We start from the raw sequence: 12,854 nt of genomic DNA, 5'->3' as shown, positions 1-12,854 counted from the left end.
GTGTCAGTAGATGGCCTCCCAGGACCGCATTCTGGAAGCGGCGCGTGGAGAGTTCGCTCTTCACGGCTATGGCGCCCGGCTGCAGGACATCGCCGAGCGCGCGGGTCTCACCCACCCGACGCTGCTCTACCACTTCGGCTCCAAGGAGAAGCTCTACGCCGCGGTGATCGAGCAGGCGATGCTCGACTGGGCCGCGATGACCTCACTCGCCGTGTCCGCGGCGCCGGTCGGCTTTGAGCGCGTCGCCGCGCTGGTCAACGCGGGCATGGAGTTCTTCGCCACCCATCATGACTTCGTCGTGATCTGGCGGCGCGAGGCGATCGAGGGCGGCGGGCGCCTTGAGGTCGCGATGGCCGAGCACATGCGGCCGTTCCTGGATCGTGCCGTGGCGTTCCTGGAGCGCGAGGTCGCGGCGGGGCGGCTGCGGCCGCACGACCCGGTCGAGCTGATGCAGCTCGTCTACGGCGCCGTCTCGACCTACTTCTCCGACGCGGGCTTCCGCGCGCGGCTGAGCGGGATCGACCCGATGACGGCGGAGGCGCGTGCGCGCTTCCGCGACGCGCTCACCGCGATGCTGCGGGACGCACTAGCGCCGCGTTGAGCCGTCCCGAGCGGAACGGCTCTTTGTCGATCACCGCGTGGCGGTAGCCGGCGGCTTTGATGGCGGCGAGGATCTGCGGCTCGTGGTTGAGGGCGCGTTGGAGGTCGCTCGCGTCGACCTCGAGCCGGCCCATGATCCCGTGGTGGCGCACTCGTAGGACGGGGAAGCCGAGGGCGCGGACGTTGCGCTCGGCGCGGTCGATCAGCTTCAGCGTGTCGGGATCGACGGCGGTGCCGTAGGGGATTCTCGAGGCCAGGCACGGCGTGGCGGGCTTCTCGGCGCTGGGGAGCGCGAAGTGCCGCGCAAGCTCGCGGACCTGGGTCTTGGGGACGTCGTGCAGCGGGTGGACGACGTCGTGCTCCGCCGCGGCCTTGAGGCCGGGACGCCAGTCGCCCTGGTCGTCGAGGTTGGCGCCGGAGAGCAGGGCGTGGTAGCCGCGGTGCGTCGCGAGCGCCGCGAGGGTGTCGTAGAGCTCGGACTTGCAGAAGTAGCAGCGGTCGGGGGCGTTCTTTCGATAGCCCGCGCGTGCCAGTTCGTTGGTGTTGACGATCTCGTGGGCGATGCCGATGTGGGCGGCGACGCGCCTCGCGCCGTCGAGCTCGCCTTGCGCGACGGCGGGTGACACGGCGGTCACGGCGAGCGCCTTGTCGCCGAGCGCTTGGTGGGCGATCGCGGCCACGACGCTCGAGTCGACGCCGCCGGAAAACGCGACGACGACGCTGTCGAGTTGCACGATCCGGGCCTCGAGTTCGGCAAGAGTGGTCACGAATCCACCTCCTGGGTGGATTCGTGACCACTCGCGAGCGCCCGGGCCCACACGACCTTGACGGGGGCGCCGAGGATGCGCGCGGCGCGCTCGCAGTCGGCGTGCTCCGGCGCGAGGTTGACGATCCGGCCGTCGAGCTTGCCCACCTTCACGCGGACCGGTTCCCCGCCGACGTCCACGCTCAACCACTCGCGGGCGAGCTCGACGCGGTCCAAGTGGGCGATGCGCACGCCGAGCGTGCTCGTCTCGCGCAGCATCGCCTCGGCGACCGCGCGCTGATCCTGCGGTCGCGTCAGCGCCGACAGGGTGAACGCCGGGCGGCCGCGCTTCATCTGGATCGGCGTGGTCCAGACGTCCAGCGCGCCCGCGTCGAAGCAGGCCTTGGCGGCGTCGGGCGCGAGCTCGGGGATCAGGTCGTCGAGGTTGGCCTCGATCAACGAGACGCCCTGGGGCGTGCGCGCTTCGGTGCCGACGATCACCCGCACGACGTTGGGCAGCTGCTTCAGGTCACGTGACCCGGCGCCGTAGCCCGAGCCTTCGACGCGCATCGCCGGGATGTCGCCGAACTCGTCCGCGAGCGAGGCGACGAGCGCCGCGCCCGTGGGCGTGACGAGCTCCATCGCGATGTCGACCCCGTGGATCGGCGCGCCCTCGAGCAGCGTGAGCGTCGCGGGAGCGGGGAGCGGGAGCCGCCCGTGCGCGGCGTCGACGAATCCGCGGCCGACGGGGAGCGGCGAGCAGACGACTCGCTCGATGTTCAGCGACTCGAGCGCGAGCGCGACGCCGACGACCTCGCCGATCGCGTCGACCGCACCCACCTCGTGGAAGTGCACCGCCTCCGGGGCGATCCCGTGGATGCGGCCCTCGGCGATCGCGAGCCGTTCGAACGCGGCTTGTGCGCGGGCTCGCGGCCGCTCGGGAAGCTGCGCCGCGTCGATCTGCGCGCGGATCGACGACCAGTGCCGGTGCGGCTGCCCGGGGTCTCCGTGGACGGTCACCGTCGTCGCGGAGATCCCGTGCCGCTCGGCCGTTCCGAGCTCGATCCGCAGCCCGTCGACCTGCAGGTCGGGCAGCTCGACTTGCGCGCCGGCGTCGATCAGCGCACCGAGCAGCATGTCCCCGGCGACACCGCCGATGCAGTCGATGTAGAGAACGCGCGTCATTCCGGCCGCTCCGCGGCGGCATGGCCGCCGGCCGTCGCCCGCGTCGCCGCGTCGTGATCGCGCGGCGCCGACTGCCTCGCGATCCGGGCCGCGATCGTGCCCGCGCCGAACCCATCGTCGATGTTCACGACCGCCACCCCCGCCGCGCAGGACGTGATCATCGCGAGCAACGCGCTCACGCCGCCGAACGTCGCGCCGTAGCCGGTGCTGGTCGGCACCGCGATGACCGGGGCGGCGACGAGCCCCCCGACGACCGAGGCCAGCGCCGCGTCCCACCCCGCGACCACGACCACGCAATCCGCGCGCTTCAAGTCCTCCAGCGCCGGCTCGAGCCGGTGCAGCCCCGCCACGCCCGCGTCCCGGTGGACGACGACGGTCGTTCCCAGCAGCTCCGCTCGCACCTGAACCTCGCGCACGACGGGGCCATCGGAGGTCCCGCCCGAGACGATCGTCACCACGCCGCGCGGAGTGGGTGTCTCGCGCGCCACCCAGGCGAGCCGCGCGCGCTCGTCCTCCTGCGCGTCGGCCGCGACGCTCCGCAGCGCCGCGCGAGCCGCCTCGTCGGCGCGGGTGACGAGCACGCTGCTCGCCCCGCCGTCCAGCAGCGCGGTCGCGATCGCCGCGATCTCCTCCGGCGTCTTGCCCTCGGCATAGATCGCCTCGGGCGCGCCTTGACGCGCCTCGCGGTCCGTGTCGACGCGGGCGAACCCCAGATCCACGAACGGCCGGTCCACCGCCCGGAGGTTATCTGGGGCGGGCGAGCTCACCCAGCGGGTCGGGGAAGCGCGGGGTCCAACCGAGCTCCGTGTGGGCGCGGGCGGAGGTGAAGCGCTGGTCGAGGGCGAACGCCTCCGCGATCGGGCCCATCGACGCGCGCGCCGCCTCCAGTGAGATCGAGGACGACCCGCCGAGCGCGCCGACGACCTCGCGCAAGGTCGGTTCGCCCGGCCCGACGCCGAGGTAGCGCGCACCCGCCGGCGCATCCAGCGCCCGGACGTAGAGATCCGCGATGTCCTCGCGGTGCACGAGCGGCCAGCGGTTTGCGCCGTCGCCGATGTACTGCAGCGGCCCCGCGAAGAACTGCTCGATCAGGCCGGCGTGGCCGCCGTAGACCAGGCCCGGCATGACCAGCCGCCCACCCGCCTCGAGCACCAAGCGCTCGTTCTCCGCGCGCCAGGCGACGATCGCGGGCGGGTTCTGCGGCGCGTCCTCGTCGGCGATGCCGTCGGTGTCGCCGTAGACCCAGACGCCGCCGGTGTGGACGTACACGCCACTCGCCGAGAGCATCGCGAGCGCCGCCTCGCGGTCGACCCGCGCGCCGTCGCCGCCGTAGTCGGCGGCGAGGTGGATGACCGCGTCCGCGTGGGACGCCGCCGAGCGCAGCACGTCGAGGTCGGTGAGGGAGCCGAGCACGGTCGTCGCGCCCGGCACCTCACGGGGCGTGCGCACGAGCGCCGAGACGGAATGGCCGGCTGCGTTGAGCGCGGCGATGGTGGCCGGGCCGAGGTATCCGGTACCTCCGGTGATGAACACGTTCATGGCATCTACCGTGCCCCGCGAACGCCCGCTTTTCCAAGACCGATGTGGTCGCCGGTGATACGATCACGGCATCACAGACCTCGATCTCGTCAAGGTCCGCGGGTTCGTCGCCGTCGCCGAGGAGCTGCATTTCCGGCGGGCAGCGGAAGCGTTGCACATCGCCCAGCCCGCGCTGAGCCGGCAGATCCAGGCGCTCGAGCAGCAGCTCGGCACCAAGCTCCTCGAGCGCGACCGCCGCTCGGTCAGCCTCACCCCGGCGGGACGGCAGCTGCTCGACGACGCGGTGCCGCTGCTGGCCGCCGCCGACGCCACCCGCCGGCGCGTGCAGCGCGCCGCCCGCGGCACCAACGCGCTCGTCGTCGGCTTCCGCACCGGGATCATCCCGACCGCCGCGGTGCGCGCGTTCTCCGCCGCGCACCCGGACGTCACCGTCGAAGTGCAACGCCTGGAGTGGGACGACCAGGAGCAGGCGGTGCTGAGCGGGCGGGTCGACGTCGCGTACGTGCGCCGTCCGATCGACCCGCGCGGTCTCAAGCTCATCCCGCTCTACGAGGAGCGCCGGCTCGCCGCGCTGCGCTCCGACCACCCGCTCGCCACTCGTCAAACGCTCACCGAGGCCGACCTGGCCGGCGAGCGCCACCTGCGCTACCTCGAGCCGCTGAAGACCTCAAGCGCCCGCACGACCGTCCTGCGCAGCGTCGAGGAGAAGCTCGAATACGTCGCGACCGGCCACGGCATCATCGTCCTGCCGCTCTCGGCCACCAAGCACTACACCCGCCCCGACATCGTCTACGTGTCGGTCACCGATGCCGAGCCCGACGAGGTCCTGCTGGCACACGAAGCCTCGCGCCGGTCACGGCGCATCGCGGATTTCGCCGCTATCGCGGCCGCCGACGGTTCGCTTTAACCCCACGCCGGAGTACGGCTGGCCCGACCGGAATAGACGGGGAGGCCACGCGTCAAACAGGTGTGAACCCCCTGGGGCGAGAACTTCACAGATAGGACTATTCACGTCAGTCGCCCCCGCAGAACAGGACCCGGCCATGACGACCTCCACCACCTCCACCCGCGAACTCGCCCACCGCCGCAACGACGGCCTGGACATCCGCCTCCTCTGGGACGCGGAGACCGATCGTGTGCGTGTCGCGCTGCACGACGCCAAGACGGGAGAGGGCTTCGAGGTCGAGGTCGGGCCGGGCGAGCGCGCGCTCGACGTCTTCCATCACCCGTTCGCCTACGCCGCCTTCCGCGACGCCGCTCGTAAGCGCTCGCGGGAATACGCCGGAGCGGCCTGATGCAGGTCCCGGACGGCACCGTCTGGACGGGCCGCTACCCCACCGCGCCGGGCTCCCCGCCGCGCGCCGTGGTGGTGCGCGTACGCGCCCAGGGCTGGACGTCGGTCGACTTCGACATCGAGCACGCGTACGGCGATCCGGTCGGCATCGGCCAGGGCAGCCTCCCCACCGCCCTCTTCGCGCGCCGCTTTGATCGCATCTTCTGACCGCGGGTGAGATGATGCGTCGGCGATGCCGACCGATCTCACGGTGGTGTTGGCGGATGAACCCGGCGAGCTCGCCCGGCTCGGCGAGGTGACCGTGGCCGCGGGCGTGTGCCTGCGCGGCATGGCCGCGTTCACGGGCGAAGGCCGCGGCTTCGTGCACGCGCTCGTCGACGACGGCGACGTCGAGAAGGCGACCAAGGCCCTCAAGCAGGCCAAGATGAAGCTCGCCGACACGCGCGAGGTGATCGTCGCCGACGTCGGTCCCGGCGGCCTGACGGACGTGATGCTCGCGCTGTCCGAGGCCAACGTGAACGTCGATCTCGCCTACACGGCGCTCGGTGGCAGCAAGGTCGTGATCGCCACGGACGACGTCTTCAACGCGCGCGACGCACTCACTGAGATCGCAGGAAGTGCTCGAGCGGACGTCCGAGTGCGCAGCGCTCCTCATCGGTGAGCTGCGCGTCTGCGAGTTCCTCGCCGCGGATCGGCGCACCGTCGTAGAACGGCCGCCGAGCGGGTGCAGCGTGTCGGGCTCGAAGCACTGCGCTCGCGCGAGGACTTCGTCGACGAGGTGTTCCGGGCTCCATTCGGCCACGTAGGCTCAGAGTGTGCTGCCCGCCGATCTCGCCTACGCCGGTCTCGCCCGCCAGGCACAGCTCGTCCGCGACGGCGAGGTCACCGCGCGGCAGCTGGTCGACCTGAGCCTCGAGCGGATCGCGCGCTTTGACCCGCAGCTGAACGCGTTCGCGGCGGTCTACGCGGAGCAGGCGCGCCGCGCGGCCGAGGACCCGCGGCCCGGTCCGCTCTCGGGCGTGCCGATCGCGGTCAAGGACGAGATGGACATCGCCGGCGAGATCACCAGCCACGGCACGGGGGCGATCACCGAGCGGGCACCCGCCGACTCCGAGATCGTCCGCCGCCTGAGAGAAGCGGGCGCGATCGTGGTCGGCAAGACCAAGATGCCCGAGCTCGGCCTCTGGCCGTTCACGGAGTCGATCACCTGGGGCGTGACCCGCAACCCGTGGGACACCGACCGCACACCGGGCGGCTCCAGCGGCGGCTCGGCGGCCGCGGTCGCCGCCGGCCTCGTGCCCGCGGCCGTCGCGGCGGATGGGGCGGGCTCGATCCGCATCCCCGCCGCCTGCTGCGGGCTCTTCGGCCTCAAGCCGCACAGCGGGCGGGTGCCGAAGACGCCGCACGACGAGGATGGCCATTGGATCTGCTTCGGCGGCCTCACCCGCTCGGTCGCGGACTCCAAGCTGCTGCTCGACGTCATCGCCCCGGGCATCGAGATCCCCGAGCCCCGCCCGCTCAAGATCGCCTACTCCGAGCAGTTCCCGCCGGGCACGCGCGGAAAGCTGACGCCCGAGATGCGGGCCGCGATGCGGAAGACGAAGGCGCTCCTGCGCGACCTGGGCCATCAGGTCGTCGACAAGGGGCCCGACTTCCGCGTCCGTGACCTCCCGATCGTCCTGGCGATCATGTTCCGCGGGATCCGCGACATCGTGGACGAGATCGAGCACCCGCAGCGCCTGGAGCGGCGCAGCCGGCACCTCGCCCGTCCCGGCCGATTGGTCTCGGATCGGCGGGTCGACAAGCTGCTCGTCGCCGAGCGCCGGCTCGCCGAGCGGGTCGGCCGCCTCTGGGACGAGGTCGACGTGCTGTTGACGCCGATCCTGGCGGCTCCCGCGGTCCCCGCGCAGCTGATGGAGGGCCGCGGCGCCACGGTCACGTACCTGTGGGAGAGCGGCTGGGTGCCTTTTGGCGTCCTGTGGAACTCGACCGGCCAGCCCGCGGCGTCCGTGCCCGCCGGTTTCGCCCCGGATGGGCTCCCGCTGGCCGTCCAGCTCGTCGGCCGCCCGCACGGTGAAGGCACGCTGTTCGCCCTTTCCCAGCAGATCGAGGACGCGCGCCCGTGGGGACCTCACCGCCCCGCCGCTTTCGCTTGGTAGCGTGCGCGCCGCATGGCGGGCTGCCGTATCTGCTCAGGAGATCTGGAGCTGAAGGTGCAGGGAGATGGCGCGACGGTCACGGCCGCCGCGCTGTCGCCGTCCGCTCACGCGGTGGGCGGCCACGGTGATCTGCTCGAATGCGTCGAGTGCGGGACGGTCCAGCAGCCGATCCTGCCCCAGGGCGCGGAGCTGCACGACCTCTACCGGGACATGCGCGACGAGGAGTACCTCGGCGAGGAGGCCGGGCGGCGCGCGACCGCGAACCGCCTGCTCGACCTGATCGGCGAGCACGTTCCCTCCGGCCGGTTGCTCGACATCGGCTGCGGGCATGGGCTGCTGCTCGACGAAGCCCGCGGTCGGGGCTACAGCACCGTGGGGCTCGAACTGAGCCGCGAGGGCGCGCGCTACGGGCGCGAGACGCTCGGGCTGGACGTCCGCGAAGTGCCGCTCGAGTCCTTCAGCCAGAGTCGCAACGGCGACGCGCCCGGCGAGTTCGACGCGATCGTGCTGGCCGACGTGCTCGAGCACCTCGACGATCCGGTCGCCGCGATCGACAGCTGCGCCCGCCTCCTGCGGCCGGCGGGTGTGCTGTGCGTCGTCACGCCGGATCCGTCGTCGCTGACCGCGAAGGTGGCGGGCGGCCGCTGGTGGGGCTATCTCCCCGCGCACACGGTGCTGCTCCCGCGCCGGACGCTGCGCGAGCTGATCTCCGCCCGCGGCCTGGTGATCTCCGCCGACGTGCCGTTCGTGCGGACGTTCGCGGCGAAGCGCTGGGTGACCGGGCTCGCGGAGCGGCTCGGGCCGGCGAGCGGCGTGCTGATGGCGGCGGCCGAGCGCATGCCGCCGTTTCCGATCAGCCTCTCGCTCGGCGACGAGCGCGTCATCCTCGCCCACCGCACGCCGGTCCGCCACCCGCTCGAGCCGCTGCTGCACAGCACCAACGGCCACGCGCAGGTGCACGTCGTCCTGCCCGCCTACAACGCGGTGCGCACGATCCCGGACGTGGTCAAGGAGATGCCGGCCCACGTCGCCGACCGTGCGCTGCTGATCGACGACCACTCGCCCGACGCGACGTCGGCGGTCGCGATCGAGCACGGGCTCGACGTGCTCCGCCACCCGACGAATCGCGGCTACGGCGGCTCACAGAAGACGGGGTACGTGCGAGCCTTGCGCGACGGCGCCGAGGTCGTCGTGATGGTGCACGCCGACAACCAGTACGACCCGAGCCTGATCGCCGAGATGGCCGCGCCGATCCTGGCCGGCGAGGCCGACATCGTGATCGGCTCGCGGCTGCTCGACGACCGCGCGATCGCGGGTGGGATGCCGCGCTGGAAGTGGGTCGGCAACCGGCTGCTGACGACGATCGAGAACCGCGTGTTCGGGGTGCGCTTCTCCGAGTACCACACGGGCTACCGGGCGTTCAGCGCCGACTTCCTGCGCTCGATCCCGTTCCTGCGCAACTCCGACGACTTCGTCTTCGACCAGGAGATCTTCGCCCAGATGCTGGCGCGCGGCGCCCGCGTGCGCGAGATCCCGATCCCGACGCGCTACTTCCACGAGGCGTCGTCGGTCGACTTCCTCACCAGCCTTCGCTACGCCTTCAAGACGTTGTGGGTGCTGGCGCGCTACCGGCTCGACCGTCGCTGGGCGCTGCTCCGCCGTCCCGCCGCATGGATCGCAGCGGAACGCGGATAGCCGCCGGGATTCTGCTGGTCGCGCTGATCATTCGCGTGGCCTTCGTCCTGGCGACCCCGAACTACACGCTCGTTCACGACGCGATCGACTACGACCGGCACGCGGCGTCGATCGCCAACGGCCATGGCTTCGCTTTGAGCTACGGGCGCCCGACCGCGTTCCGCCCTCCGGCGTACCCGTTCTTCCTCGCCGCCGTCTACAAGGTCGTCGGGACCGGGGACAAGGCGCAGCGGGTCGAGTGGGCGCGGATCGCCAACGCGTTCGTGGGTGTCGGGATCGTCGCGCTGATCGGCCTGATCGCGTTCCAGTTGTGGGGGCGGCGCGAGGCGCTCGCCGCGATGGCACTGGGCGCGATCTACATCCCGCTGATCCTGGTTGGGCAGTCGGTGATGAGCGAGCCGCTGTTCGTGCTCTGCATGCTGGGGTCGATCGCCTGCATCCTGCACAGCCGGGCCTCCGGGTGGGTGGCGGCGGCGGGCGTCCTGCTCGGGCTCGCGATCCTCGGTCGCGCCAACGCGCTGATCCTGCTCGCGCCGCTGGCGTTCGCGGTCTGGAAGCGACCATGGGGCCTGAAGGCACCGGTCGCGCTGTGTGTGATCGCGGCGCTGACGGTCGCGCCGTGGACGATCCGCAACTACGACACGTTCCACGCCTTCGTGCCGGTCTCGACGCAGTTCGGATCGGCGCTGGCGGGGACGTACAACAGCGAGGCGCGGGCGGACAAGGTCAATCCCGCGTCGTGGCGGACGCTCAAACGCGTCGACGACTACCGGCCGATCTACAGCAAGATCCGCAGCACGCCCGAGCCGGTGCTCGAGCAGCAGTTGCGCAGCGCATCAGTCGACTTCATCAAGGCCCATCCGGGCTACGTGCTGACGGTCGCGTGGTGGACGACGCGCCGGATGCTCGACCTCGCCGGGATGGAGTGGTCGATTCACACCGCGGGGACGATCAGCGCCTCACGCGGCTGGGCGATCGCCGGGGTGATCTGCTTCTGGATCTTCGGGGTGCTGGCGATCTTCGGGGCGACGACGCGACGGGCGCGCGCGGCGCCATTGTGGCTGTGGGCGATACCGCTGCTCATGTACTTGGGGGTGGTCTTCCTCGTGGTCGAGACACCGCGCTACCGCACGGCGATCGACCCGTTCATCGTGCTGCTTGCCGCTTTGACGTTGACGAGAACGCGGACAGACCCGAGACCGCCGTAGCGAGGGCGAGCAGGGCGGCGAAGGTGTAGGGGAGTGACTTGGACATGGTCGGTAACGATCCCACCGCGAGGCTCGTACTCCGATAGAGCCAGCCGAAGCAAGAACGCGGGCAACCCCCCGTAATGTGGCGGTCAGCCCCGGGAATAGGATGCTGTGAGTTCTCATGATCGTGGGGCGCGCAGCCGAGCTTGACCGCGTCGACGCCTTCCTGGCCGCGGTGGCCGACGGGCCGGCTGCGCTGCTGCTCGAGGGCGAGCTCGGCGTGGGGAAGACGGCGCTGTGGCGCGAGGCGATCGCGCGCTCGCCGTACCGCGTCCTGGCGTGCCGGCCGGTCGAGGCCGAGACCCAGCTGGCCTACGCCGCGCTCGGCGACCTGCTCGCCGAGCTGTCCGACGAGGACCTGGTCGCGTTGCCCGACCCCCAGCGGCACGCGCTGGAGGTCGCGTTGCTGCGGAGGGAGCCGGGCTCGCGCGGCGCGCCGCAGCGGGCGGTGGCGTTGGGCCTGCTCGCGGTGCTGCGGGCGCGGCCGGCGATCGTCGCCGTCGACGACGTCCAATGGCTCGACCACCCGTCCTCGGTGGTGCTGGGATTCGTCGCGCGGCGGCTCGAGGATGCGCGGGTCGGCCTGCTGGTCGCCCGCCGCGGCAGTGGTGCGATGCCGCTGCACCTGCCTGAGGACGCGCGGGTGACGGTCGGGCCGCTGGCGGCGGGTGAGTTGGGGCGACTGCTCGCCGAGCGCAGCGGGTCGCCCGTGGCCCGCGCCGAACTCGCCCGCCTGCACCGAACGACCGGCGGCAACCCGTACTACTCGCTCGAACTGCTGGGGAGAGAGATACTCCCGGAGGGCCTGCGCGCGCTGGTCGCCGGCCGCCTGGCCGCCCTGTCGCCGCAGGGCCGCGAGGCGGCGGCATTGGCCGCCGCGCTCTCACGCCCGACGACCGCGCTGGTGGACGCCACGAGTGCCCCGGGGGTCCTGGAGGTGGAAGGCGACCGCGTGCGCTTCACCCACCCGCTCCTCGCCACCGTCGCCTACGAGCAGGTGGCCGACAAGCGCGCGCTTCATGCTCGTGCCGCGCAACTGGTCGACGATCCCGAGGAGCGGGCGCGGCACCTCGCGCTCGCGGCCGAGGCGCCCGACGAGGAGGTCGCCTCCGCGCTCGTCGACGCGGCTCGCCGGGCACGGGCACGCGGTGCTCCCGACGCCGCCGCGGAGTTGCTCGAACAGGCCCGGCGGCTGACACCCGGGCCGTCGTGGCGGCGCGGGGTCGAGGCCGCGGAACGGCATCTCGAAGCGGGGGACGCGGCGCGGGCGCAGGCCGTGCTCGAGGAGGCGCTGGGCGACATCCCGTCCGGCAGCGATCGCGCGTACGCGCTCGCCCGCCTCGGGTGGGTGCGGGCGCACCGCGAGGGGTTCCGCGCCGCGGCGGTCGTCTTCGAGGAGGCACTGGCCGAGCCGACCGACGACGTGGCGCTGAAGATCGAGATCCACCAGGGCCTGTCGTGGTGCATGCACTCGCTGAAGGGGATCGGGCCGGCTGAGCGGCACGGGCGCACGGCGCTCGCGCTGGCCGAGGCGCTCGGCGAGCCCACGTTGCTGGCGCACGCGCTCTCGCACGTCGCGTTCCTGGATTCCACGGGCGGCGCCGGGATGGCGATGGACGCGATCGACCGTGCGCTCGCGCTCGAGCCGGACCCGGAATGGACCCAGATCCTCGGCCGGCCCGACTGGATCCGGGCGATGCTGCTCTTCTGGGATGGGCGCCTGGCCGAGGCGCGGGACTGCCTCGCGGCGTTGTACGCCGAGGCGCTGGAGCGCGGCGACGAGCACTCGCTGCCGTTCGTGCTCTTCCAGCTCGCCCGCGCCGAGCTGCTGCTGGGCGAGTGGGACGCCGCCCGCGCGCACGCGGCGGAGTGCGTCGAGTCCGTCGAGCAGAGCGGGCAGGTGGGTGAGCGGCCGTACGCGCTGACGATCGAGGCGATGGTCCTGGCTCACCTCGGTGAGATCGAACGGGCGCGCGAGCTGATCGCCGAGGGGCTGGCGCTTTCCGAGCGCGTGGGGACGGGCCCGGCGGCGTTGGAGCTGCTGGCGATCCGCGGCTTCCTCGAGCTCTCCGCGGGCGAGATCGCGCTCGCCGACGCCGCCCTCGACACGCTTCGCGACCGGATCGAGCAGACCGAGCTGCGCGAACCGGCGCTGTTTCGCCACCAGGCGGACGCGATCGAGGCCAAGGTCCTGCTCGGCCGCCACGACGAGGCCCGCGCGCTTGTCGCCGCGCTCGACCGCACACGCCCGTGGGTGCGGTCCGTGGCCGCGAGGTGCGACGCGCTGGTGGGCGCGGAGAGCGGCGGCGTCGCGGCGGGCGGAAGTGCGGCGGAGCGTGGCGCGGCGGGCGATCGCGGCGCGGCGGACGGCCGCGCGCCGGCGGGCG

13 protein-coding genes are annotated in these 12,854 nt (G+C 72.4%); 9 read left to right on the top strand and 4 right to left on the bottom strand.

The window, feature by feature from the left end; translation table 11 throughout:
* The first annotated feature begins 10 nt into the window (after nucleotides 1–10).
* Nucleotides 11–601 carry a TetR/AcrR family transcriptional regulator gene (locus OM076_RS09675; protein WP_270039444.1) on the top strand — a complete coding sequence of 197 codons (591 nt, stop codon included), beginning with the start codon at nucleotides 11–13 and terminating at the stop codon, nucleotides 599–601.
* Here the strand turns inward: OM076_RS09675 and larE are convergent.
* From larE to OM076_RS09655, 4 genes are read right to left on the bottom strand one after another with little or no spacing between them, the layout of a single operon-like run.
* Nucleotides 564–1,367, bottom strand: coding sequence for an ATP-dependent sacrificial sulfur transferase LarE (larE, locus tag OM076_RS09670; RefSeq protein WP_270039442.1), 804 nt, complete (start codon nucleotides 1,365–1,367; stop codon nucleotides 564–566). The genes OM076_RS09675 and larE overlap by 38 nt on opposite strands.
* Nucleotides 1,364–2,530, bottom strand: a complete 1,167-nt coding sequence (gene larC / locus OM076_RS09665; protein ID WP_270039440.1) for a nickel pincer cofactor biosynthesis protein LarC — start codon at nucleotides 2,528–2,530, stop codon at nucleotides 1,364–1,366. Before larC ends, larE begins: the two co-directional genes overlap by 4 nt.
* Nucleotides 2,527–3,264 (bottom strand): nickel pincer cofactor biosynthesis protein LarB, encoded by a 738-nt coding sequence (gene larB / locus OM076_RS09660; protein ID WP_270039439.1) that lies wholly within the window; start codon nucleotides 3,262–3,264, stop codon nucleotides 2,527–2,529. The genes larC and larB overlap by 4 nt, the downstream gene beginning before the upstream one ends.
* 10 nt (nucleotides 3,265–3,274) lie before the next feature.
* A complete protein-coding gene (locus OM076_RS09655; RefSeq protein WP_270039438.1) occupies nucleotides 3,275–4,069 on the bottom strand; it encodes an NAD-dependent epimerase/dehydratase family protein in 795 nt (264 codons plus the stop codon).
* Nucleotides 4,070–4,139: 70 nt separating this feature from the next.
* Here OM076_RS09655 and OM076_RS09650 point away from each other — a divergent pair, with 70 nt between their 5' ends.
* From OM076_RS09650 to OM076_RS09615, 8 genes are all read left to right on the top strand, one after another.
* Nucleotides 4,140–4,976 (top strand): LysR family transcriptional regulator, encoded by an 837-nt coding sequence (locus tag OM076_RS09650; RefSeq protein ID WP_270039736.1) that lies wholly within the window; start codon nucleotides 4,140–4,142, stop codon nucleotides 4,974–4,976.
* A gap of 136 nt (nucleotides 4,977–5,112) precedes the next feature.
* A complete protein-coding gene (locus OM076_RS09645; RefSeq protein WP_270039437.1) occupies nucleotides 5,113–5,364 on the top strand; it encodes a hypothetical protein in 252 nt (83 codons plus the stop codon).
* Nucleotides 5,364–5,570 (top strand): hypothetical protein, encoded by a 207-nt coding sequence (locus OM076_RS09640; RefSeq protein ID WP_270039435.1) that lies wholly within the window; start codon nucleotides 5,364–5,366, stop codon nucleotides 5,568–5,570. Before OM076_RS09645 ends, OM076_RS09640 begins: the two co-directional genes overlap by 1 nt.
* A gap of 25 nt (nucleotides 5,571–5,595) precedes the next feature.
* Nucleotides 5,596–6,024 (top strand): hypothetical protein, encoded by a 429-nt coding sequence (locus OM076_RS09635; protein WP_270039434.1) that lies wholly within the window; start codon nucleotides 5,596–5,598, stop codon nucleotides 6,022–6,024.
* A 154-nt stretch (nucleotides 6,025–6,178) separates the two neighbouring features.
* Nucleotides 6,179–7,522: an amidase family protein gene (locus OM076_RS09630; RefSeq protein WP_270039432.1), complete on the top strand. Its 1,344-nt coding sequence runs from the start codon at nucleotides 6,179–6,181 to the stop codon at nucleotides 7,520–7,522.
* A 12-nt stretch (nucleotides 7,523–7,534) separates the two neighbouring features.
* Nucleotides 7,535–9,217, top strand: coding sequence for a methyltransferase domain-containing protein (locus tag OM076_RS09625; RefSeq protein WP_270039431.1), 1,683 nt, complete (start codon nucleotides 7,535–7,537; stop codon nucleotides 9,215–9,217).
* A complete protein-coding gene (locus tag OM076_RS09620) occupies nucleotides 9,193–10,425 on the top strand; it encodes an ArnT family glycosyltransferase (protein ID WP_270039429.1) in 1,233 nt (410 codons plus the stop codon). The genes OM076_RS09625 and OM076_RS09620 overlap by 25 nt, the downstream gene beginning before the upstream one ends.
* Before the next feature lie 163 nt (nucleotides 10,426–10,588).
* Nucleotides 10,589–12,854, top strand: a 2,266-nt coding sequence (locus OM076_RS09615; protein WP_270039428.1) for an AAA family ATPase, incomplete at its 3' end; no start/stop codon positions are given.

The sequence above is a fragment of the Solirubrobacter ginsenosidimutans genome, assembly GCF_027587205.1.
Note: the sequence above shows the minus strand (reverse complement) of the source record. Positions and strands in the feature narration are given on the sequence as shown.